The sequence below is a fragment of the Lysinibacillus sp. G4S2 genome, assembly GCF_030348505.1.
In the GTDB taxonomy this organism is placed as follows: Bacteria; Bacillota; Bacilli; order Bacillales_A; family Planococcaceae; genus Lysinibacillus.
The window spans coordinates 875,252-899,590 of the sequence record NZ_JAUCFJ010000002.1 but is presented as its reverse complement, the minus strand read 5'-3'; the positions used below and the strand labels follow the sequence as shown (position 1 = coordinate 899,590).

The window sequence follows — 24,339 nt, the reverse complement described above, 5'->3', positions numbered from 1 at the left end:
AAATTCAAGGCATTAAAGCTAGCAGTATCAAGGGGTTTAATGATATGTACAGTTTTCTTAACAAAGTAAAATAATGGGCTCATCACCATAATGTGTGGTTGATTTCCATTCCGATCGGGATCGTCCGATGAGCTACTTGGGCCACCATATGCTTTATGTGCGAAAGCGTAGCGGCAGCAACAACACGGTTTTTGTCTGTGCGAAAGCGTAGCGGCAGCAACAACAAAATGTTGGTCACGAAGAAGTTATCACTGGACGTGATGCTTTTACCCTTCGTTCCTTTCCCTGCTCGCTCCAGGCCCTCATCTATTTGACGCTAATCCCCAAGGAGTTTGCCCAACCGGAACGAAGATCAACCTTGGCATACGTAACAAATGTCATCCGCAACTTTTGGTGATGAGCCAAACAATGCAAGAAGCAGCATGTTTTTGGGGCTATAAGTGGGATTAATAAATTTTATAATGGTGATTAATCGAGTAGGAGGGAGTGATTAACTCCCGACCTCTCCAACCACCGTACGTACGGATCCGTATACGGCGGTTCAATTAAGGTGAATAACGCAAGATTTCATAACGAGCTTGCAGACTTTTGAGCCCTTGGTTACTCCAATAAGAGTTACCAAGGGTTCTGTGTAATATTGGACTTTTCGAGATACGCCAGTAACTCTTGCGAGTATTGCCCCATTCGTAAGCCTTCCAGTCTGGAACTCCTAAGCGAATTAGGTTGCGCACTTTCGTACGAGGCTTTTTCCAATTCTTCCATAAACACATACGAAGTCTTCTTCTAATCCATCCATCCAGTGATTCAAATATTGATTTCGTATCCGCTAATGCAAAGTAGCCACACCACCCAATTAAGTATTGATTCAATTGTTGAATTCGGTACTCCATTGGAAGTGGCTTCTTTCTAGCTGTTAATTCCCGAATTTTGTTCTTCATTCGCTTTATGCTCTCTTTCGCAATTCGAACTTGTGGTTCTTTGCGGGAGGTAAAGCTAAATCCTAGGAATTTACGTTGCCAAGGACGAGCCACTGCGGATTTCTTCTCATTTATTTTCAATCGTAGCGTCTTCTCAATAAAGGTTTTGATACTTGCCATCACTCGTTCTCCTGCTCGTTTTGTTTTCACATAAATATTGCAGTCATCGGCGTAACGGACAAATTTATGACCACGTTTCTCTAATTCTTTGTCTAATTCATCCAGCACAATATTTGAGAGAAGTGGACTCAGTGGGCCCCCTTGGGGTGTTCCTTCATCTGTATCATAAACGACACCATTTATCATGACACCCGATTGTAAGTATCTACGAATCAGCTTGAGTAGAGGTTTATCAGAAATTTTCTTCGCTAATGTACTCATTAGACGGTCATGGTTTACTTTGTCGAAGAATTTCTCTAAGTCCATATCTACTACCCAGCGGTATCCTTCTTTTATATGACCTTTGGCTTCTCGGATTGCATCGTGAGCACTTCGTTTTGGTCGAAATCCGTAACTATGATTCGAGAAGTTCGGGTCATATAGGTTGGATAGCACTTGGGCAATCGCCTGTTGAATGAGTCGGTCTGTCACGGTTGGGATTCCTAATAGTCGCACACCGCCGTCAGGTTTCGGGATTTCGATTCTGCGAACTGGTTGTGGTTGGTAGGTTCCCTCAAGAATTTGCTTCTTAATCGTTAGCCAGTTTTCGACTACATGCTGTCGTAGGAATTTTACGGGCATTTTGTCTACTCCATGACTCCCTTTGTTTCGTTCCACCCGTTTGAGTGCGAGAAGCAGATTCTCCCGTGATAATATTTGACTCATTAACATCTCGTTCGACTCCTCCGTGAATAGCTTGTCTTCTTATAACAGTTTCTACTGCACCCGCTCAATGTCCCTCATGGGATTCACCATTACCTCCATTAAGTCGGTCCTTCTGGATTTTCTGTGTTTACCATAGAAAACTGCATGCCAAGGGCTATTCTCTCCGAATTGTTCGGTCCTTCCCATTCATTCTAGAAGTGAATGGTACTATGACCTCTGCTGACTTCTGATGGTTCAGCTACCTATCGCTAAGTAGGTTACAAAGTGTACTTTGCGTTTCCATCAGACCTCCCCGGGTAAGCGCATGCACTTTCACACCATCTATCCGCCTCATTTACTCGATATGACCTTCGACAGAAAGGACTTTGTGTTGTTATGCACACTCATCCAATCATACCTAGCCTTATATGAGATTCGTGTTCCTCGGACCGGTGTTTTGCCTCCAGCTTCCTTCAGATTCCGCGTCGCCACGGACACCCTTGCTCTTGGCTAACCTCTACTTCTGTCTTCGGGGTTCGGGACTTGCACCCTATAGTTCATACGCATGCCGGGCGCACATAAAAAAAGCTGCAAATAAATCTGCAGCTTTTTTCCAAACAATTATTAACATATATTATCAACAACGCAAAAGTCTATATCGTAAAAAGATGAAAGGTGGCTCTCGCATGGATTTGCGTACGTCCAACCCATTCTCTAATAGGTCGTTAAGGATCACGTTTTCTTTTGAACACTTAGTACTCTGAAGAAATCGCTTGATGGGTTGTAGCACAGAAGGTTTCAAACGACGTGTTGTACGCTTCTTTTTATGAGGTGTGCTACCGTAGTTGTGCCAACGTAATGGCTGATGCTTTAATCGTCTGGTGTTGCGGTGGTGTTTTTGGTTCAATAAACAAAGTTGAATAATACGCATCCGCAATGGTAATCAAGTAAATCAAAAAAAGTAATTGTTTCATTCAATGGTTCAAAACTTCATTTCTCCCTTTTTTCGGTTCTATCAATTCGAATTGTATAGTTATAATACGAATGGTACGTAAAAAGGTTTCATATTTAATGACCAGCTCACAGAAGATCCCTTAAATACCCATCAAGCTAATTTCGCTTTTGAAAAGCTCTAGTTCACTATGCACCAGCTCGTATTGAGATAGCTTAGACTACACCATTGGTTTGAATAATAGATAACCATATGCTAATCCTTTTACTCCGTAGAATAAAATTGGAGCGAGTATGAACCATGCTAATTTTTTATCCAATACTTCAACCTTTTCTTTACTAGTCTTTTTCTCTATCACTTTTTCAATCAATAAAACAAAGATAATAATCATACCTACCAACAATAATGAAAAAATCATTTTCCACATTAATGTAGAAGCTAAGAAAAGATACACTTCCGGGAACAGAAGGAAATCGAAAATAGGTATGAACCAATCGAATAGTTTACCGTCTAAAATGTTCTCAATTGATGGTTGTTCGGTTGTTAGTTGCCTTTTAACTTCTTTAATAATTTCTTTTAAAAAATCTCTCATTCTCTTTCCCCTTATAACGCTTATTATATTTCCAATATTTTCTACGGAGTTGAAAGTAAAAAGTTTCGTTGAAGATTTTAAAACCATCGCTTAAGACATAATAAAAAACCACAATTATCTAAAATAACTCTTCAAACTCATAATGAAGAACAGGTGCAAGCCGAAATAAAATTAATGCTTTTTGCCCTATTCTTCTCGACCACGTATCGAGCGGCTACGACACTCTCCTGCCTTCAGTATTTGCTACGGTTTCGAATTGCATTAAATTAAAAAAGTAGTAAGGTTATCGTTGTGACAAATTCGCCATGTTTCACGGAAAAGGTTCTTTTTTTTTCGATTTATGTTATGATATGATAATGAATATGTAGTAAAACTTTATGATAAAAAGTTCGGTTGAGGTGAAATTAATGCAATATATCGTAACGTTCATATGGTCATTCCTACTAGTTTCAATGTTAAACTACGTAGTAAGCTCTGTACTTGGCGTACCATTTGAATTCCAAACGGGTGCAATCGTATCAGTTGTATTCTCAATTCTTATTTTCGTTATTGGTGCAATTATTCCAAACGAGCCAACTCCAGAAGCTGCAGACCATCATTAATTTAAACAAGAAAGACCTGTTCCACATCGTGCGAAACAGGTTTTTTCATGTTATTTTTCAACAATACATTGGCCATCGTGTATTCTAATGTGCAATGTTTCTCCCGGTAATACTTCACCACGTAGCAATTCTTTTGCAACTGCCGTTTCAATATAACGCTGCACGAAGCGTTTTAGTGGTCTTGCGCCAAACTGAGCATCCGCACCTTGTTCTACAACCCAATCAATTACATCTTGTTCTACTTGTAAAGTAATATCTTGCTCTGCAACTCGTTTGACAAGCTGTTCGACATATTTCCAAGCAATCGCTGTAAAGTGCTTATCAGATAGTGCGTGGAACATAATAATGTCGTCCATACGATTTAACAACTCTGGTTTAAAGTGCTGTCGCAGTGCAGCCATCACTAAATCCTCAACTGCTCCATCGTCCTCTTTTGCTTCCATCAAATAGTTTGAACCAATGTTAGAAGTTAAAATGACTACTGTGTTCGTAAAGTTGACCATACGACCTTGACTATCAGTAATGCGTCCATCATCTAAAATTTGCAGTAAAATATTCGCGACATCTGGGTGCGCCTTTTCAATTTCATCTAGTAATACAACTGAATATGGATTACGGCGAACAGCTTCTGTTAATTGTCCACCTTCCTCATAGCCAATATAACCTGGAGGCGCCCCTACAAGACGTGATACGCTATGTTTCTCCATATATTCACTCATATCAATACGAATAAAATGATCCTCAGAATCAAACAGCTGTGCAGCTAGTGCCTTCGCAAGCTCTGTTTTACCAACACCAGTTGGTCCTAAGAATAAAAAGCTACCAATTGGTCGATGTGGATCTTTGATACCAGCCCGCGCACGCCATACCGCTTCTGTGACAAGCTGTACGGCATTGTCCTGACCGATAACACGTTCATGTAATGTATCTTTTAAACGCAATAATTTTTCGCGCTCACCTTCTACTAATTTTGTCACCGGTATTCCTGTCCATCGTGAAACAATAGACGCGATTTCATCAGCTGTTACCTCTTCGCGTAAAATACGTGATTCCGTACCATTCTCTAATTGTTTTTCCATCTCTTGAATTTCCTTTTCAAGTGTAGGCATTTTCCCATGACGTAGTTCAGCTGCTTTATTTAAATCATATTTACTTTCTGCTTCATCTAAGTCATGGCGGTATTTATCAAGCGTTTCACGTTTTTTCTGAATGGCATGTAACGCTGCTTTTTCAGTTTCCCATTGTTTAAGCATGCCCTCAGAGGATTCTTTTAGCTTTGTTAATTCCTCACGTAGTTGCTCTAGACGCTTTTTACTTGCCTCGTCCTTTTCCTTACGCAGTGCTTGTTCCTCAATTTCAAGCTGCATAATACGGCGCTTTACTGCATCCAATTCCTGTGGCATGGAATCAATTTCTGTTCGAATCATTGCACATGCTTCATCTATTAAATCAATGGCTTTATCCGGCAAGAAGCGCTCTGTAATATAGCGATTCGAAAGCTCTGCTGCCGCTACAATTGCTCGGTCATGAATACGTACCGCATGATGTAACTCAAAGCGCTCTTTTAAGCCACGTAAAATGGAAACTGTATCTTCAATAGATGGTTCACGTACAAGTACTTGTTGAAAACGACGCTCTAAAGCAGGGTCTTTTTCAATATACATACGGTATTCATCTAATGTTGTAGCACCGATACAATGTAACTCTCCTCGTGCAAGCATTGGCTTTAACATATTCCCAGCATCCATTGCCCCATCCGTTTTACCTGCACCAACTATTGTATGAATTTCATCAATAAATAAAATGATACGCCCTTCAGATTCCTTCACTTCTTTAAGTACACCTTTTAAGCGTTCTTCAAATTGACCTCGATAACTAGCACCCGCTATTAAAGCACTCATATCAAGCTCGTACAATACGCAATCTTTTAATCCCTCAGGTACATCACCTTTGACAATACGTTGAGCTAACCCTTCTACGATTGCTGTTTTACCAACACCTGGCTCACCTATTAAGACAGGGTTATTTTTCGTTTTACGCGTTAAAATACGAATAACATTACGAATTTCTTCGTCACGACCGATAACCGGGTCCATTTTGCCGTTTTTCACTTCTTCAATCAAATTACGTCCAAATTGCTCCAATGGTTTTTTATTATCTGTTTGTTGAAATTGCATATTTAGCACTCCTTTTGAATAATGTTAGCGGAATCCCGTTTGCCATTCTGTTTAATGAAAAATGTTTGACCTTTTCTGACTAACTTTATTTTACAACAAACGACAAACCTTAGCAAAGAATAAGCTCTAAAATTCCTTCACTTCTACCTGAAAAGTTACGCTATAATAAAAGCATGTTTCTTAGATTTAGTATCGAAATTATTCACCATCCTTTTGTAATAAACAGCCACTTATTACAAAAAGAAAGAGATGTGTTGGACATATGGTTTTAATGGATAATATGCAAGAGCAATTTCACGATCTTTTTCAAAAGCACGGTGTTTTTATTAAAGTGAATAAGGATAGTAAAATTTTTTTAGAAGGCGAACGTGCGAAAGAAATATACTATATAAAAACAGGAGCTATCTCGATTAGTCAGGAAACTGAGAACGGGAAGGAACTAACAATTCGAATTTGTGGTCCAGATAGTATGATTGGTGAAGGCTCATTATTTTGTAACTTTACGTATCATTCCATGACTGCTAAAGTATTAGAACCCTCTAGTTTATATGTTCTAAGCCTTAAATCATTGGAACTTTTATTAGTAGAACAACCTAATTTAATGGTGGAATATATGAAGTGGTTGCAAACAGAAAATTTAAAGCATCAAAGTCGTTTGCGTGATCTAGTTTTAAACGGTAAAAAAGGCGCTTTATTTTCAACGCTCATCCGTCTTACGAACACTTATGGTAAGCCTTTAGAAAATGGCAACGTTTTTATTGATTTCCCATTAACAAATACTGAATTTGCTAATTTATGTGCGACGAGTAGAGAAATGATCAATCGCATGCTTAATGATTTAAAGAAACACAATATTATTTCCTTCGAAAAGAGTTATATAACCATTCACGATTTACAATTTTTAAAGGATGAAATCGCCTGTGAGAATTGTCCGTTACAAATATGTCGTATCGATTAATACGCTAATCCCCGCTTACCGTTATAAGCGGGGATTTTATGTTTTAGAAAAACTATGCCGTTAAAGCATGGCTCATTGGCAAAATGAGGGGTTGATTTCCGTTCCGGCTGGGCGCTTTGTAGCTGACGCCTCGCTTTCGCGCAGAGCAGAGCTTCCTGGGGGCGTTCGATGAGCCGCTTCACTAAGTATATATCTTCTGACATGTCACTCTAATTTATTGTGATAAAACGAAACTTCAGCAAGATGTGTTTCTGTGCGAAAGCGTAGCGGTAGCAACAATGGGGTTTCTGGGCGAAAGCGTAGTGCTAACGTAGCGACAGCAACAAGATGTGTTTCTGGGCGAAAGCGTAGTGGTAGCGGCAACAATGTTTTTCATGTGCGAAAGCGTAGCGGCTCGATGCTCCAAAATACCGATCGTTGATAAAATGCCTACAATCGCTGATAACTTCGTGATATCGCTGATAACTTCGAGAAAATCGCTGATAAAATGCTGACAATTGAGGTTAACTTCGTGATATCGCTGATAATTTCGTGATATCGCTGATAAAACCCCTACAATCGCTGATAACTTCGTGATACCGCTGATAAAACGCCGACAATCGCTGATAAATTCGAGAAAACCGCTGATAAAATGCCTACAACCGCTGATATCATCAAGAAAACCGCCGATAACATCAGAAAAGCGCGAGAAATCAACGTTTCTACAATTGATTTCTCACGCTTTTTAAGGTTTTGACCAGTTTTGTCCCAGCCTCTTTCATGTGCTCTAAGCGGACTTATCGTACACCTAATGCCATTTTTGCGTAGCGAGACATTCTATCTTTTGACCACGGTGGATTCCATACAATATTAACATTTGTACTTTTTACCTCCGGAAGCTCACCTAATGCTGTATTCACTTGATCAACAATAACAGGTCCCATTGGGCAGCCCATAGATGTTAGCGTCATTGTAACCGTTGCTACACCTTCTTCATCTAAATCTACATCATATACTAAACCTAAGTTGACGATATCAATACCAAGCTCAGGGTCAATTACATTTTCTAATGCACCGAACATGCTGTCTTTCATATCTTGATCCATCTGTATTTCTCCTTCCATCACAGTGTTAACTTAATCATAGCAGATGCATCTTATTATGCCAAATGCTGTGCAAGCCATTCAGTTGCTGCTAACATACCGTCTCGTGATACTGCGTGGCCTGCTTTTTTATTTGCCAAAAATTTTAAGTCTTCCGGATTTGTTTCATAGTATTGGCATAAAGTTAAATAAAACTTATACGTATCTTTGAAAGGTACAGTTTTATCTAATTCCCCATGCCAAAATAGTACAGGTCGTCCTGCAAATTTTTCTGGTGTTAGACTAATATCATATTTAGCTAGCAGTTCATTTGTTTGCTGTACCTGTTCTTCGGACATTGGCCAATTAACACCGTTATTAGTGAACTGTTGTAATTGATATTCACCTAATTTAATAAAACCTGGCGCACCCATACATACTGCAGCTGTTTTAATCCAATCATAAAGCTTTAAGCAGCCTGACGTCACTATTCCACCCATCGATGTACCAGCGATGCCAATTTTATCATTCACTAATAATTGTTTATTCTTTAATTCATTATATAATTGTTCAACTTCATGAATAGAATTTAAAACAATATCCCAAAACTGTAAGCTCAATTGCATCTCAGTTAGACCTTCACTACGGTCACCATGTAATTTTGCATCTGGTAATAGGACACGCACCCCTTTATCTACTAATTGATATGCATAATGTAAGTTATGTTCTTTTGCACTCATAAAGCCATGTATGAAAATTACTACCGGGGTTTCTTCATTCATATTTTCAGTATGTATATGTAATAAAGGAATATTTCCCCACGTTTCTTTCTCAACAATCATCTTTGTCACTCCCTATTACTGTCTCATCTTTATGTTAGCAAACTTTTTCCAATGTGACAAAATTTTGACGAACGGATGACAAAGAGATACTATTCAAACTATAGGAAAGGGGCAATGAGCTATGAAACCACATTTAATCGTTTTAGACTTAGATGGTACGTTATTAACAGACCAACAACAAATTTCCACAAAAACTAAAAATACATTATTGCAGGCAAAGGAACAAGGTCATCAAGTGATGATTGCTACAGGCCGCCCTTATCGTGCGAGTGATATTTACTACAAGGAGCTTGACCTGAAAACACCCATTGTAAATTTCAATGGAGCATATGTGCATCACCCAAAAAATGCTTCTTGGCACCATATGCACACACCAATAGATTTAAGTGTTGTGCATGATGTCGTCGATTCCATTAATAGCTATGAGTACGAAAATATTATTGCGGAAGTTAAGGACGATATTTACGTGCATACAGAGGATGAACGGATATTAAATATTTTTAATATGGGGAATCCCAAAATTACTCATGGGGATCTATATACTCATTTACTAGACAACCCAACTAGTTTACTGATTCAAGCTAATGATATGAATTCAATGGTTATTCGTGATCATTTACATGCTGTTCATGCAGAGGTCATTGAACATCGTCGCTGGGGTGCACCATTTCATATTATTGAGATTGTTCGCCGTGGCTTAAATAAAGCAGTGGGAATCGCTCATGTAGCAAAGGATTTAGGTATCCCACGAGAGCGTATTATCGCATTCGGTGATGAAGATAATGATTTAGAAATGATTGAATATGCAGGACTTGGTGTTGCAATGGGAAATGGCATTCCTACTTTAAAAAATATTGCCAATGAAATTACCACAACCAATAATGACGATGGTATCGCTAAAATACTCATTGAACGCTTGAAATTAACATAATTAAATAGTAAGTTCAAATTAATATTCCCATTTTTATGATTTAACTTTATTCAGAAGTACCATTTAACACGAATGAGTACTTACTGAATAAAGTTCTCTCAATCAATCCTGAACGATACTAAAACTCGATATGATTATTTATCTATAATACTAGAAATTAATTTAGAGAAGCATAGGTGACGAGAAATCTCGACACTTGTTTGCCTGCTATGTATACGTATTTAAAAACTTTTCATATAGAGTTAAAAGAATGTTAAATTAGGGGGACAAATGATGAAGATTTTTACTGATAGTGGATGTGATTTATCGAAATCTTACTTCGAAGAAAACAATATTGAACTTCTTCCACTAAGAGTGCTATTGAACAATAAAGAATATGATGATGTCATTTCGATTGATTCCATAGAAATTTACGATGCTATTCGTCAAGGTGATCGCCCAAAAACATCCCAAGTGTCACCAGAGCTTTTTCTCAAGCATTTTGAAAATCTAGCAAAAAATGAAGAGGAAGGCATCTATATTGCCATTTCATCTGAATTATCAGGCACCTATAATACTGCAGTCATGGTTCGCAATCAAGTACAAGAGCAATATCCATCATTAAAATTAGCGATCATCGATTCTAAATGTGCTTCATTAGGTTTTGGCCAAGTAGTCGAGGAAGCAGTCCGACTTCGAAATACAGGTGCTTCATTGAAGGAAATTGAAGCAAAAATCACTGCCCTTGCCTCACAAATGGAACACATATTCACAGTTGAGGATTTAGATTACCTCGCTAAAGGTGGACGTGTATCAAAGGCAAGCGCATTTCTTGGAGGGCTTCTAAGCATTAAACCTATTTTAAATGTAGAGGACGGTAAGCTTGTGCCCCTCGAAAAATCACGCGGACGCAAAAAAGCCCTCACTCGCATGTTAGATTTAATGCAGGAACGTGGCGGGAACTTCTCTGAAAAAGTAGTTGGCATTAGCCATAGTGATGATATAGACTTTGCCAACGATGTAAAGGCTTCTATCCAAGAAAGATTTTCTCCAAAAGCCATCCAAGTAACAATGATTGGTTCAGCGATCGGCTCCCATGTTGGACCAGGTACAATTGCCATCTTCTTTACGAATAAAAGCTATCAAGCTTAACAAAAACCCCCTTCACACTTAAATAATAAAAGTGCAGAGGGGGTTTTCATATTATTATTGAGCATCTTGCTCCTGACGTCGTACTTTACCTCGTTTCATAATAACAACTACAAATCCTATGAATATTACCCATACTAATCCTAGAGCGACCATATACGGAATATTGAAACCATCATCTTTCTTAACTTGATAAACCTCTACCATTTCGCGATTTAAAATAACTGGATAAACGTCTTTTTCATTAATACGAACTTTTTCTTCATTTAAAATACCATTTAGCATTTTTCCTTCACCAACCTGAGCTGGTGTTAAATCAAAGCGTTGTGTTTTACTAGTATTGTTAACCATGATGACCCATTTCTCTTCATCGGATGTACGTGTAAATACAAGTAGGCCGTCTTCATTTTTGAGAACTTCAAAATCACCTTTGCGTAATGTAGCAGATTGATTACGTAAAGATTGGACATTTTTAATATAGTCGATTAATTCTTCATCTGTTTTAAAGTTAAAGCTTTGATGCGTATCCGGCTTTGTTTCACCGTTCATCGCAATTTCTGTACCATATTGTACAACTGGAATTCCTGGCATCATAAATAATGCACCCATCGCCATTTTTATACGTGTTGGCGGGAACATATTTTCAGTTGCAGAATCAAATGTAAAACGATGCGTTTCTAGCGAATCAATCATAATCTGAGTTGGTTTCTCACCTGTAAAAGGCTCCATCAACTTAGAAGAATCCATATCAACATTTTTAAATATATTACGGTAAATATCAGCTGTTGCTGGTGAGAAACTTGCATCAAAATCGGCATTACTTTCTTCATTAGAAATGACATAGAGTGACTTTTTCGTATCCTTTAATGCAGCAATCATTGCATTAATAAACTCTGTATCGGCATCCGCAATATTTGTTAAACGAACCCCACCAATATCATATGTAGAGACAAAGTCTGTTGCTGATTTAATAAGCGCATCTTGTACATCTTTGTTTTTCAAGTCCCACTGTACTTGTCCATTTTTTGTTGATGCAATCCAGTCCTTTTTCGCTGGATCCTTTGCCCACTCATGATTCGGACTTACATTGTTAAGTGGAAAATCCACCATGATCGACATATTTTTTTCTTTATATGCCTTAACAACACTTTTAAACTCCTTACTTGTCCCAAAATGACGCTCGATTGTAGAGTAGCTCGTTGGCATCGAACCATCATATTTCTCAGTGGCAAAAACCGGTCCAATGGAAACGATTGTAAAGCCCATCTCTCCGATAAATTTCAGTTTATCTTTTAGACCTTCAAAATCGCCTCCTGCAAATTTCGTAGGGTCTTGCGTATTTGTATCAAAATCGTTAGTGCCCGAAGCATTAAAGAAACGGTCAACGAGTAAATCATAGATGCTTTCTTCTGCAATAGTTCTTGTTGACACTTCATCAGCATGTGCAACTGGTACAGCACTCACTAAAGAAGTTGCTAGTAAAAGCGATGCAGCTGTCGCACTTATCCACTTCTTGAATTTCACTTTTATTCCCTCTCTTTCAAACCAATCCTTCGTCATTTTACCAAATAAAACAGTCACATCGCTATCATTTCAAAATATTTTCTGAAAATGCAAAATGAATTACGACAAAAAGGTGTCAACTTCTCCTAGATACTATTCATTGGTGAAGTGGAGCAGTGGAGCAGTTGAACTGAGTGCCTGAGCAGTCGTGTGCTTTGCATGAGTAAATTTTCGGCTAGCTGAGCGTTTTTTCGGTCTACCCGAGCGAATTTTCACCTTACCTGAGCAGTTTTCACGCCTACCCGAGCGTTTTTTCACTCTACCCGATCAGTTTTCCATCCTACCTGAGCGGTTCTTCGGCTTACCCGATCACTTTTCTACCCTACCTGAGCGGTTCTTCGACTTACCCGATCACTTTTCCACCCTACCCGAGCGGTTTTTCGACTTACCCGATCACTTTTCTGACATACCCGAGCATTCTCCACCTTACAAAAAATAAAAGCCGTGAAGCGAAATCTTCACGACCTTTACGAGCAATTATGCAAAGAAAGTTTGCCCCATTGGCAGTTTGAAACCTAGGAACATTGTAATCAGTAAGAATACTGCAAATAAAATCCAAAACATGCCTGTTGGTTTATTTTTCTCTTTACGTACTAATACCATTTCCATCATACCAATGACTAAAATACCGCCTATGAATTTAAAGCCGTATAGCATACCTTCACCATAATCCATGCCAGTAATAAAGAGTGCTCCACCAGTGATGATTATTAAAACGTAGAATAAACGTAATGCCATATGTAAGCCTTTTGAATTCTTGCTCATTAATCCTGCAATCAAAAAGATTACGATAGCAACTACCCAAGTAGTAATATGCAAATGCGTTTGGCTAGTTAAAAAACTCATTATTGTCCCACCTCATATTCTTTTTCTATCAAACTCTATCCTACCATGTGTTGGAAAGGGTTTCAAACATTACAATAGTGTTCACAGAATAAACTTAAAAATCCGCAGAGTATTGACTAATGGCATTGAAAAAAGTCGATTTGCCACAAAAATTGTGATACAAATCGACTTTTTGAGTTTATAAATCCAACAAAAGTCAGATTAATAATTTAAGAAAATGTATTTCTACTTTTCAGTGCCCTCGTGTTGACTCACGCGGATTTGAAGAAATTATTCAAAATGATTCACTAATGTACCGATGCCTTGAATGGATACTTTCACAGTATCTCCCGCTTTTAAAAATTGTGGAGGATTCATGCCTTTTCCAACACCTGCTGGAGTACCAGTTAAAATAACATCACCTGGCTCTAATGTTACGTGCTGAGATAAAATCGATACTAATGATTCCACAGAGAACATCATATCTTTTGTGGAGCCGTTTTGACGTACTTCATCATTCACTTTTGTGACCACTGTTAAATCTTGTGGATTAGGAATTTCATCCTTTGTCACAAGGTATGGCCCAAGTGGACAAGTTCCTTCTAAGCTTTTGCCTAAGAAGAATTGCTTATGTTTTTCTTGTAAATCACGAGCTGTTATATCATTGGCAATTGTGTAGCCAAATACATAATCGAATGCTAGGTTTTTCGGAATATTTTTACCACGTTTACCAATGACAATGGCTAATTCGCCTTCATAATCCATTTTGGATGAAAGATCTGCATGGATAGAAATAGTTTGTCCATCAGCAGCAATAGCAGTCGGGGATTTTGTAAATACCATTAAATCTGCTGGGGCTGCTTCTGCACCCATTTCTTTTGCATGCTCATCATAGTTTTTCCCAATACACATAATATTTTTTGGTGTACGTGGAATTGGTGATAACCACTCGATAACTGTAAATTCACGTTTGAAGCTTTCAGCACGATCTGATTTTTCAGCGGCTTCTACTAATTTACGAATCTGTTCAACAAAATCAAAGCCTAATGCAATGCCATCTACAATTGAACTTGAAAAAGAAGGGAGAACTTGAAGTTCATTTTGAATAGCGAGTACATCCCATACCGCTTCTTCTTTTTTTACTTTTGGTCCAAAGCTTACATGTCCACCTAATTTAAACGATAAAATTTTCATGATTTTCAGAGCTCCTTCTTTTTTCTACATAATACAACAATATTATAGAAATTGCCTTACTTTTGTGACAATAATTTTTATTCCTTTTAAATCGCGGACTAATCGCCATAAAAAGTGGTTGATTTTCGTTCCAACTGGGCGCTTTCCTGGTAGCGTCCAATGAGCCAAATCGCGATAAATTGTCCTTACAATACAGGACGTGTTTATTAACTATATGTTTCCATCACATTGAAGATGAAGACTGATTTCCACCGCAGATTACTCGCTTTCCGTACGAGAGTCGAATACCTTATACTGAAAAAACATTAACCTGCTTTCGTGTTCGTCTTATATGTTAATTTTCTCCACAACGCCTCTAACGGGCCCTGTTTCCATTTCGCTAGCCAAATTTCCGCCACAATCATTTGTACAACAATAATACTCACCGCAATTAACACACCTGTTGCAACACTCACTTTTCCATACCAGCCAAATCCAAATTGATAAAATAAACATGTTCCAATGATCGATTGAAGTATGTACATCGTTAACGACATGCGCCCCATTTTTGCAAAAGGACTGAGTAACTTTGGTACAACTGGCAGTAAGCAAAGCAATACAATAACCCCAATATAACCAACTGATAAAATTGGACCACCTATGTATACTTTCAAGTAATCTAAGAAATACGTACGAGTAAACATGATAGGTAAGCTCTTGATAAAAATACCAATTGCCAGTCCAGCTATTGCTAACGATAGCCATAACCATTTGAACTCCTTCGCTCGCTCCACTAAACGCCATTTAGAAGCTGCAGCACCAATTAACATATATGGCAAAACTGTAAATAATGCCGCAAACCACATGCCTATCCCCGCTTGAACAGATAAATCGGTTAACCGTTGCATAAAAGCATCTAGCCAACTCCCCGTTCCATAAGCAGTTATCGCTTGCTCTACTGAAGTAATATCTAAATACTCATCAACCGGTGTATTAAAATTAACAAGTCCTACAATAAATAACATAAAAGCTTGCCAAACACTGTTAATCATAATACCGATTGACAATAACCAAATAGGATGTAGACGTAGTAATAGCAATAAAAAAATGCCACAAAATGCATACGTCATCAAAATGTCGCCCCACCATATAAGCACAGCATGTAAAAAACCAAATACAAATAATACAGAAAGTCTTCGCAATCCTATCGTATAAAAATTTTGTTCACGGCTTTGCGCTTTCTGCCATTGCATAGCAAGTCCATAGCCAAATAACATAGCAAACAGTGGATAAAAGCTACTTTGTACATAAATATCTAAATTTTGCTGCCACACTATATCTGACGGTCTTGTAAACCATGATGCCAAATCAATATATGGCATTGGCAAATAAAAAGCATACATATTAACGAGTAAAATACCTAGTAAGCTAATACCACGTAAAATATCTAATGTTGCAATGCGTTCCTGCAACATTGTCGGTTTTAACTCCACAAACTAACCTCCTCTATATAATCAACTTCACCTTGGCGTAATAGCAACTATCGCTTCGCTTTTGCTATATAAAGATAACGCTTTAGTGAAACAGGGCGTAGTAAGCTGCAAGGTCTTGCAATACTTACTAATATTAATAAAGATAGCCCCGTTACACATTGCGTTTACTTATGCATGTAAAGTCCGTTCAATATCGAATAAATATAGAACTTTATCACTCACTTTAATTTGAAGAATAGATTCAATCGCCTCACTATAAACTCTGAGCTGCACACCATATCGTCCTAATAGTTCCTTCGAGAGTGCTGGCTCCTCAGCAAAATGTGATTGGATGCGATCAGTCTTATAATCTAGCAAAATCCATTCACCATATTCATCCTCAAATAAACAATCAATAATCCCTTGTACAATTTGAGCATCGCCGTCTTCATCGACCCTACTAATCGTAAATGGCATCTCTCTACGGATGGTTTTTGCTTTTTTAAAGCGCTGTCCAATATCTGTTGTAAAGAAATTATATATTTTTTTCCATGGAACAACCTTTCCCTCAGCCTCCGTCAATAGCTGCCTTGCCACTAAATCGGCGACAAACTCCTTAACCTCCTGTACGCTCGTAAAGCCATTTTGAGGTACGTGCTGCATAACTGTGTGGACAGCTGTTCCTATTTCTGCGCCTGTTAGCTGTTTGTCCTGTAAAAAGGTTGGCCGTGGCGCAATGGTTGTTACTTTTTGCTTAGAAGGTTGTGAAAAATAATATTCAGGCTCCTCCTGCCGCTGTAGATTTTCTAAACGCTTAATTTCACTAACTGATGTTTTTGAGCGTTTTTGTGTTGATTGTTGAAACGGATACTGTGCTTGAAAGCGCGTCGTAATTTCCGACAGCAATGCTTCGTCTTCTGGCGTTTCTAGCAATTGCTGCACCTCATCCTCTAACGCCTGTATGTCATACATATAGTGGCTCGTTTCAATGGCACGTACCCACCAATGTGATACATCTTCAGGTGCTTTATAAGAGGAACTAGATATTGCTGCAAAATCTGTATGTCTTGCCACTGCAGGTCCAAGCCAATCAAAGTAGCTATTAGCTCTAGCGCGTAAATACTCCTGAAGCGGGGCATCCGTCGGTAAACTTTGCGCATCCTGCCAATTGTCAAGCGTTTTACTCCAATTTTTCACAGACCCTACTAAAATAAGTCGCTCCTTTGCACGTGTCATCGCTACGTATAATACACGCATTTCCTCAGCACGCATTTCAAGCTCCTTTTTTTCCTTCAAAGCTAAAAATGGTAGGGATGTATACGTAATACGGTTTTCTGGATCAATCGCCTTCACTGCAAGGCCAAAATCTTGATCGAATAAATATGGATTGTGGAAATCCATTTTATTGAATGGTCGTCCCATCCCTGCCACAAAGACAACAGGGTACTCTAATCCTTTTGAAGAGTGAATCGTTACAAGACGCACGACGTCATCTTTTTCTCCAATCGATTTAGCTGTTCCTAAATCATCTCCACGCGTACGCATGCGATCAATAAAACGCAAAAAACGAAATAGTCCACGAAAGGCTGTTTTCTCATACATTAAAGCACGATCATGCAAAACGCGTAAGTTGGCCTGACGCTGCTTACCATTTGGCATAGCTCCAACCATCTCGTAATAATGCGTGTCTAAGTAAATCTTCCAAATTAAATCTGACAATGAACCACGTCTTGCTAAATCCCGCCAGTTTTCAAAAGCTAGCATAAAGCGTTGAAGCTTCGCAAAAGTGTCAGACTGTACACCATGCCCATCACTTCGAATAAATTGCCTTAATGCATCATAAAACGGCGCTTTTGATTCTGCTAGCCGTATTTTTGCTAGCTCATTTTCTGTTAAGCCAACAAATGGAGCACGTAGCACAGAGGCTAAAGGGATATCCTGATATGGATTATCCACAACCTTTAGCACATTTAGCATAATCTTGACCTCAAGCGCATCGAAATAGCCTTTCGAGGACTCCGCATAAAGAGGGATTCCCGCAAGCTTAAATTCCTCCACTAAATCTGTTGACCATGTCATTGAACGCATTAAAATTACAATATCGCTATATTTTAAAGGACGTTCTGTCTTCGTTTTTGTATCAAATACAGTTGTTCCATCCTCCATCATCTGCCGAATACGTTCAATGATAAAACGTGCCTCATACTGTGATTTTTTTAATTCCTCTAGATCAGAGGCTTCACTTGCAACATCTTCTGTCTCTTCATCTAGCGCTTCTTCTTCAGAAGGATGCATAACGACTAGCTCCACCGGGACTTCTTTGTCATCATACGGTGCTGCCGGCTTTAATGAAGCATTTTCATCATAAAGGATTTCTCCAACACGCTCTCCCATAATTTGTGCAAATACATAGTTTGTAGCGTTCAACACTTCTTTCCGACTACGGAAGTTAGCGTTTAAATCGATACGCATTCCCGTTAAATCTGGGGTCTCTAAAAACTCACTATATTTTCGCATAAAAAGCTTTGGTTCTGCTAAACGAAACCGGTACACGCTTTGTTTTACGTCCCCGACCATGAAAAGATTTCCGTCCTGCTCACCGCCTGTTTTCACAAGCTGTAATATAGTTTCTTGCAGCATATTCGATATGGATAGGTAAGCCTTTGAAGTGATCTCCAGTTTTTCCCCCCATTCACACCGTACGTGAGAGTTTCCCCTCATACGGCGTTCCATCAGTTAATTGCTCTATATCTCATTATTTCATTTCCGATTTTTGCTCTTAGCTTATTTACATTACTGATTTCAGTCGCTGTTAATGTTAACTTCTGAAGATATTTGGCAATACTCGAACCTGAAAATCATGACATAAAGTGTTCAATTAACTAACTAATGGCTATCCCTCCACCGCTTATTATCGCGGCTTCCTAGGTACTGTGCCATCACTTTCACTAACTTCAAACAAGGTTATACGATAGATTCGTTTTCCCTCGTACCGTTTCATCGAGTGCAATCTCTCCACGTAGTCAGCTTCCCACGTTCCAAGAACCATATCTGTTCATACAGAATCCTTAGGTCATTCCTCTAGCCCTGTTAGCTGGATGATGCCTATAACATCATAAGGTGTTTCATAAAGACAATTTTTACTCCACCTCACTAACCCGCGCGTTACGGACCACCCTTTCGAATGGCTATACCTCTAGAGCCGTACATTCGGAATTTCGTCATTAGATTGTTGTTTAACCTAAATTCTAACCATAGATCTCTTTTAGAGCCCCAGCCTATCTATCACACAAGATACCTCTATCTCGCTTTCCTTCTTTCGATTAGGGTGATATTCAGCTGACTTCACCGAGCTTATAACCTAGTCTTCATTGCACAAAACTACGCTATTCGGAGTATTAGGCGAGCCTTTCTGAGCGTTACCTCTTCATTCGACTCTTCTGATTCTTAGTTCTCCTAACATTCGTTAGTGGCTAATCTTTTCAATTAGCAACGTGTCGCACTATCTTGGTATTCGTCCACAAGCACTTCTTTAAAATGTTGCTTCAAATCTAGAGCAACAGGTGAAGGCTGTAATTCACCTTCGACCTCTACAGTTAAAATTTGCAAGGCGAAATGTTCTAAATCTGAGAAATCAATAATTCCTCGTTCTAATTTGGCCATGCGGAACTGTTCACTAAAAATATTCGTCAATTCGACTAATGTTCCGATCGTCGGACCCATTAATCGAATCTCTTCCAGTAGTCGTGCAGGAGTCCGAACAAAAAAGGTCTCTTTAAGTTTGTTGACAATTTTTTTAGCTGCCTCTCGCTTTTTCTTAGCAAGCTCCTGTAGATCCACATCCACTAAAGCATCCTTTGATACACGCTTTAAAGTTGACCATTTCACAGTAGCAAAATAATCAAAGAGTTCCTGCCACGTTCCTTCACGACTAATACGAATTCCTTCCTGAATCATGGCAAAATCCAATTCTGCAGTTTCAGCATATGGTGCAGGTCCCTCAGGCTGTAACGTAATGGCACGCATTTCAGAAATTAAAACGAATGCCTCATCAAGACTATGCTTGACCGTTAATTTCACATATTTCGACAACTCTAAATCATCAATTGTCACGTCTGCAGCTAAGTCATATGTCTCTGGTAGACTACAAAGCCATTTTTTAGGCTCTGCATGAACACGGGACGTATCATAAAGCTTGCTTATTAATGTTTCTATAGCCTGATCATCACGATCCGATGTAAAGCTATCAACTAAACGATAGATTGCTTGAACCTGTGTATCATCTTCGGAATCGTAAGCATTTTCTAGTACATCTGCTAATATATCGTCCCTTAACAAAGCAACCTCTGCCTCATTTGCTATACGAAAGCCTGGGTCAATATCTAGCATATAGGCGTACTGTTTGACAATGGCTAAACAGAAGGAATGCAGTGTTGAAATTTGTGCTTTATTAACAAGACTTAATTGGCGTCGTAAATGATTGGAGGTTGGATTTTCTGCAATAGCCTTTTCAAGTGCCTCTGCCATACGATGACGCATTTCAGCAGCAGATGCATTTGTAAAGGTTACAACAAGTAACTCATCCACATTAATAGGATTCTCTGTTGCAACTACCTTCTCAATCATGCGATTAATTAGTACTGCCGTTTTACCAGAGCCCGCCGCTGCCGATACAAGCGTATCCTGACCACTTGCATAAATCGCCTTCCACTGGTCGTCTGTCCATGTGACTTCCGCCGGCTTTTCAGGTATTTTTTGTACCAATTTACTTCATCTCCTCCCGAATTTTCTCAACGATATCATTCGGCTTCGCTTGCTGTAACTGACGATAGCTTTGCTTACCGTCAGATGGGTCAAATTGACAAACAGCTGTAAATTGACAGTAGTCACATGCTGTTTTTGTTTTTAGTTTATAAGGACTTATTGAGGTATCCCCTGCTAAAATTCCATTACCAGCCTCTTGATGCTTGCGCCGTACAAAATGCTGTAGGTTTTTCATATCATTAACAGGTACAATACGTGACTGAGATTCTGACGGTGTCCCATCTTTTTTCATATAGACAGGAATGATTTTCGAATGCCCACTCGATTCCTCTAACTGCTCGTCCATCGATAAAATGGACTCCGCATTTTCTGATAAAAGACCTTTCATTTTGTATTGTTTTAAACGGTCTTCCTCAATTTCGCTGTCGCTTAAGTCCTTATCAAGCTTTAGCATTGGATTGTGGACATGTACATAAAGAACCCCGGCTGGCTCCGCTTCACCTGACAACCAGTAAGAGGAATTTTCCATCGCCACATCTAAGTACGTTAGCACCTGTAAGGACAACCCGTAGTAGACCTCATTCAAATCTAAATCACGAGCTGATGATTTATAATCGACGATCCGTAAATAGGAGCGATCATCAATAGACGCACTATCCACCCTATCAATACGACCACGCATAAACATTTTCTTACCACCTGTTAAATCAATTTCTAGCGGCGGTAGCTGTTCATGTTGCCCTGGTCCAAACGATGCTTCAATAGCAATCGGCTTAAAGTGAGAAACATTCGAATGCTGTGTTAGTGCCGTCATTGTTCGCTCGACAATACGAATAAGCTTGCGCTGAATGTAGCGATAACGTGCGCTTGACAGTAAGATTTGATGCGAAAATACCGGAACAATTTGCTCAACGGCTTGTCTTGCTAATTGTTTAATTTGCTGCTTCGTTAAACGTATCCACGATAGCTGTAGACGGTGTGTCTCTTCCGTAATCCATTTCAATGCCTCATGGAATAAATCGCCCATTGCAAATGTTTCTAGTCTGTACTCTTCCCGCTCTTCTAGACGAAGACCATACGTTGTAAAATGCGAAAATGGACAACGGAAATATTTCTCAATACGAGACACACTAGATGTTAGCTTTTGACCATATAATTCCTGTGTAATGTAGTTTTCTAATGGCTCTGCCTCATTTTTATGAGTAATTGGATGTAGCACTCGTTCAAAAATAAGTGCCCAATAAGGGTCCTGCTTATAAAATTTTTGTAACGCAAGCCACTCTGGCGCAAGCTCACGGCTGTGCTCAGCTTGGCGTTTTTGTACCATTAAATGTGCTAAGGCTGTACGTGGATGACGTATATACGATAAAGCACTTTCTTCAAGTAATTCAATTGGATCAATCACAACTCGCTCAACCTTAATCCCACTCAAAAGCCCAGCCGTTTTATCATTGCCGATAATTTTCTTAATATAGAGTGAAGACAATAGCGCCTTGCCCTCTTCATCTGCCGTTGGATAGGACATATATAATTTATCAGATGGAGTCGTTAAAGCACGGTATAGTAAGAAATTTTCCTGCAATAAACGATTTTTAGATGTCGGCGCAAGCTCATAACCAATTTGACTAAACCATTCACGTTCTGTATCTGACAGCAAACCCTCATAATCCATACGAGTTGGATAAACTCCGTCATTCATCCCTAAGACGAAAGCGACTTTTATATTCGATAAACGAGCTAAATCAACCGTCGCTACCATGACCTCATCTAATGTAGGTGGAATACGAGAAAATTCTAATGTATCAAAGCCCTCATCTAAAATTTTAGCCGCTTCTTCTACAGACATCTCCTGTTCACCAAACATGTGTACAAACTGATCGAGCACGGCAATCCATTCTTTCCATGCCTGATCATGCTCACTCGCAGCTAATGCATCACCTCGATCAAGCTCACGTTCTTTTATCGCTTGAAGCTTTTCATAAACTTGTAATCTTTCAATCAACTCAAATAAAGCTGTCGCTACATCTCTGCCTGTTGTCGCTATTTCTAGCTTGTCCTGTAACAATTTTAGCGGCAAACGAATTTCATCGCGAACGGCCTCGATTTCTGCCTGCATAGCACGTTCTTCATCCGTTTGCACGCGTGAATGGAATTCAAGACCACGATACTTTTTGAAAAACCACCTAGCTTCTTCAAACCAACGCTCACCATAGACACCCTGTGCTAAACAGTAGTTTTCTAAACGATCCGCACGCTCTCGCCAAACATTTAGCTCAGCATGTAACGGGAAAAATAAATCCGTTTTGACACTACGAAAAACCGGTTCATATTTCCAGTTAGAAGTGATAACCTCTAAAGCAGATCGACTAAGTTCAATTAAAGGGTGATGTAGCATCGTCTTTTTCGAGTTTGTAAAAATAGGAATTTCATATTGTTGGAAAATTGTTGTAATCAGTGGATCATAGACTTCTGCTTGTCTATAAAGAAGTACTATATCCTGATAACGATAACCGTTCTCTCTTGCCAGCTTTGTTATTTCCCGGGCAATGGCATGTATCTCTGCACGACGATTGGATGCCTCCAGTACGATGACATCACCTGAAGCTTCTTTCGTTTGAGGCACCATATCTGCAAATCGCGCTTCTATATGGTGTAAATCCTCGGATTGAAAACGATGCGTATTGTAGAAGTGCAATGGTGCATCAACTTCAATGCCCTCTTCATTTGCAATATCGTGTAAACGTTGGTTCGTAGATGCAGCCTCATGGAATAAAGACTGCTCATCATAAACTTCGTCGATATGGTCAAAGGGAAGAACAACCGTTACCTGTTTCGTCACCTTTAACAACTCTTTTACAAGCTCTAATTCTCTTACAGTAAATGCTGTAAAACCATCTATATAAATTGTCGCCTGCTTCATCGTCTCAGAGTGTTTCAATTGCTCCGTTAAAATCGGATAATACCCCTCACTGTCGACATATGTCGTACCAAGTCGTGCCTCCAAAGCTTGTAAAACGACTTGTAAATCATTCGTTTTAGCTTGCAATGTATTAGGCGCATCAACAGCCTTCAACGAGGTTGTCACTTCAGCTAACACTGAACTATTTAAGCTATAACGACTAAACTCTCGTAATAGCGTTTCAATTTCCTCCATAAAGCCTCGTTTCCCAGCTGCTTGTCGAAATAACGAAAATTCACTTTTTTGTTCCTCTAAAAGCTTGCGGATAAGCATTCGATAGCCATAGCCATTTACTTCTTTCCGAGCAATCCCACCCGTTTCCTGTAACACTAGCCATGCCAATCGTTTAAATGTCATGACCTGCGCACGGATTAAGCCTTGCAAGCCATGTTTATTCGTTAGCTCATACTCCGTTGAGTAAGACATTTGGTCAGGAACAATCACAAAAATTGGATGACCCAACGGATCTGATTTTAGTTGCTCGACAATCTCATGATGAATAAACGTTGATTTACCTGTTCCTGAACGTCCTGATACAATACGCAATATCATTTACTTT

At 39.1% G+C, this 24,339-nt stretch carries 16 protein-coding genes and 2 pseudogenes; 5 read left to right on the top strand and 13 right to left on the bottom strand.

The annotated features are described in order from the left end of the window. Positions 1–545: 545 nt before the first annotated feature. Together ltrA and QUF91_RS04600 are read right to left on the bottom strand one after the other, a co-directional pair. Complete coding sequence (gene ltrA, locus QUF91_RS04605) at positions 546–1,808, bottom strand: group II intron reverse transcriptase/maturase (protein ID WP_289417007.1); 1,263 nt, start codon at positions 1,806–1,808, stop codon at positions 546–548. A gap of 1,145 nt (positions 1,809–2,953) precedes the next feature. Beyond that, on the bottom strand, positions 2,954–3,325 hold the full coding sequence (locus tag QUF91_RS04600) for a hypothetical protein (protein WP_289417006.1): 372 nt from the start codon (positions 3,323–3,325) through the stop codon (positions 2,954–2,956). Between the two features lie 407 nt (positions 3,326–3,732). Between QUF91_RS04600 and QUF91_RS04595 the strand changes: the two genes are divergently transcribed. Next, positions 3,733–3,927, top strand: a complete 195-nt coding sequence (locus QUF91_RS04595; protein ID WP_285395498.1) for a YjzD family protein — start codon at positions 3,733–3,735, stop codon at positions 3,925–3,927. A gap of 50 nt (positions 3,928–3,977) precedes the next feature. Here QUF91_RS04595 and QUF91_RS04590 read toward each other — a convergent pair whose 3' ends face one another. Next, on the bottom strand, positions 3,978–6,104 hold the full coding sequence (locus QUF91_RS04590) for an ATP-dependent Clp protease ATP-binding subunit (RefSeq protein ID WP_289417005.1): 2,127 nt from the start codon (positions 6,102–6,104) through the stop codon (positions 3,978–3,980). 271 nt (positions 6,105–6,375) lie between these two features. Here QUF91_RS04590 and QUF91_RS04585 point away from each other — a divergent pair, with 271 nt between their 5' ends. Further along, positions 6,376–7,062: a Crp/Fnr family transcriptional regulator gene (locus tag QUF91_RS04585; protein WP_285395546.1), complete on the top strand. Its 687-nt coding sequence runs from the start codon at positions 6,376–6,378 to the stop codon at positions 7,060–7,062. Here the strand turns inward: QUF91_RS04585 and QUF91_RS04580 are convergent. Beyond that, positions 7,059–7,265: a hypothetical protein gene (locus tag QUF91_RS04580; RefSeq protein ID WP_289417004.1), complete on the bottom strand. Its 207-nt coding sequence runs from the start codon at positions 7,263–7,265 to the stop codon at positions 7,059–7,061. The genes QUF91_RS04585 and QUF91_RS04580 overlap by 4 nt on opposite strands. Positions 7,266–7,315: 50 nt before the next feature. Between QUF91_RS04580 and QUF91_RS04575 the strand changes: the two genes are divergently transcribed. Then, positions 7,316–7,483 carry a hypothetical protein gene (locus QUF91_RS04575; RefSeq protein ID WP_289417003.1) on the top strand — a complete coding sequence of 56 codons (168 nt, stop codon included), beginning with the start codon at positions 7,316–7,318 and terminating at the stop codon, positions 7,481–7,483. Between the two features lie 355 nt (positions 7,484–7,838). Here QUF91_RS04575 and QUF91_RS04570 read toward each other — a convergent pair whose 3' ends face one another. Together QUF91_RS04570 and QUF91_RS04565 are read right to left on the bottom strand one after the other, a co-directional pair. Further along, positions 7,839–8,147 (bottom strand): metal-sulfur cluster assembly factor, encoded by a 309-nt coding sequence (locus QUF91_RS04570; RefSeq protein ID WP_285395495.1) that lies wholly within the window; start codon positions 8,145–8,147, stop codon positions 7,839–7,841. Between the two features lie 53 nt (positions 8,148–8,200). Further along, a complete protein-coding gene (locus QUF91_RS04565; RefSeq protein WP_289417002.1) occupies positions 8,201–8,965 on the bottom strand; it encodes a prolyl oligopeptidase family serine peptidase in 765 nt (254 codons plus the stop codon). A gap of 121 nt (positions 8,966–9,086) precedes the next feature. On the opposite strand from QUF91_RS04565, the gene QUF91_RS04560 reads away from it, so the two are divergent. Both QUF91_RS04560 and QUF91_RS04555 read left to right on the top strand, forming a co-directional pair. Further along, complete coding sequence (locus tag QUF91_RS04560) at positions 9,087–9,896, top strand: Cof-type HAD-IIB family hydrolase (protein ID WP_285395493.1); 810 nt, start codon at positions 9,087–9,089, stop codon at positions 9,894–9,896. 273 nt (positions 9,897–10,169) lie between these two features. Next, on the top strand, positions 10,170–11,027 hold the full coding sequence (locus QUF91_RS04555; protein WP_285395492.1) for a DegV family protein: 858 nt from the start codon (positions 10,170–10,172) through the stop codon (positions 11,025–11,027). 54 nt (positions 11,028–11,081) lie between these two features. Here the strand turns inward: QUF91_RS04555 and QUF91_RS04550 are convergent, their stop codons facing one another. From QUF91_RS04550 to addB, 7 genes and pseudogenes are all read right to left on the bottom strand, one after another. After that, positions 11,082–12,548 carry an alpha-amylase family glycosyl hydrolase gene (locus tag QUF91_RS04550; protein ID WP_289417001.1) on the bottom strand — a complete coding sequence of 489 codons (1,467 nt, stop codon included), beginning with the start codon at positions 12,546–12,548 and terminating at the stop codon, positions 11,082–11,084. 516 nt (positions 12,549–13,064) lie between these two features. Next, a complete protein-coding gene (locus tag QUF91_RS04545) occupies positions 13,065–13,433 on the bottom strand; it encodes a YisL family protein (RefSeq protein WP_285395490.1) in 369 nt (122 codons plus the stop codon). Between the two features lie 270 nt (positions 13,434–13,703). Continuing rightward, positions 13,704–14,606: a fumarylacetoacetate hydrolase family protein gene (locus QUF91_RS04540; protein ID WP_285395489.1), complete on the bottom strand. Its 903-nt coding sequence runs from the start codon at positions 14,604–14,606 to the stop codon at positions 13,704–13,706. Positions 14,607–14,911: 305 nt separating this feature from the next. Further along, positions 14,912–16,078 carry a DUF418 domain-containing protein gene (locus QUF91_RS04535; RefSeq protein ID WP_289417000.1) on the bottom strand — a complete coding sequence of 389 codons (1,167 nt, stop codon included), beginning with the start codon at positions 16,076–16,078 and terminating at the stop codon, positions 14,912–14,914. 168 nt (positions 16,079–16,246) lie between these two features. Next, positions 16,247–18,703 (bottom strand): annotated as a pseudogene (gene addA, locus QUF91_RS04530) (helicase-exonuclease AddAB subunit AddA); the annotation flags it as partial. 855 nt (positions 18,704–19,558) lie between these two features. After that, positions 19,559–20,821 (bottom strand): annotated as a pseudogene (locus QUF91_RS04525) (UvrD-helicase domain-containing protein); the annotation flags it as partial. Between the two features lies 1 nt (position 20,822). Then, the gene (gene addB / locus QUF91_RS04520) at positions 20,823–24,332 is read right to left on the bottom strand and encodes a helicase-exonuclease AddAB subunit AddB (RefSeq protein ID WP_289416998.1); all 3,510 of its coding nucleotides are present in this window, start codon (positions 24,330–24,332) and stop codon (positions 20,823–20,825) included. Between the last annotated feature and the right edge of the window lie 7 nt (positions 24,333–24,339).